Genomic DNA, 266 nt, shown 5'->3' with positions numbered 1-266 from the left:
ACCAAGGCCGGTCAGCAGCTCTATAACGGTCGACTGAACCCTGCGATCGTCCTCAACCACGAGGATCGTTTCTGAGCCACCGGTAACGGCGCGCGAATGAGACGTTTCAGAATCAACGACCTCGCCCACGGAGCGCTGAAGGTAAATCTTCACCGTCGTTCCATGTCCGGGTTCGCTGTATATCCTCATGTGACCGCCAGACTGTTTGACGAAGCCATATGCCATGCTCAGCCCTAGCCCCGTCCCCTCACCTTCCGCTTTAGTAC

1 protein-coding gene is annotated in these 266 nt (G+C 56.8%); it reads right to left on the bottom strand.

Annotated elements, in window-relative coordinates; all coding sequences use genetic code 11:
- The coding region (locus SB725_RS31705) for an ATP-binding protein (protein WP_410923403.1) at nt 1–266 on the bottom strand (266 nt) is incomplete at both ends.

This window comes from Pseudomonas sp. SIMBA_041, from assembly GCF_046535095.1.
Lineage (GTDB): Bacteria > Pseudomonadota > Gammaproteobacteria > Pseudomonadales > Pseudomonadaceae > Aquipseudomonas > Aquipseudomonas mucoides.
This window is presented reverse-complemented; position numbering and strand designations above follow the sequence as displayed.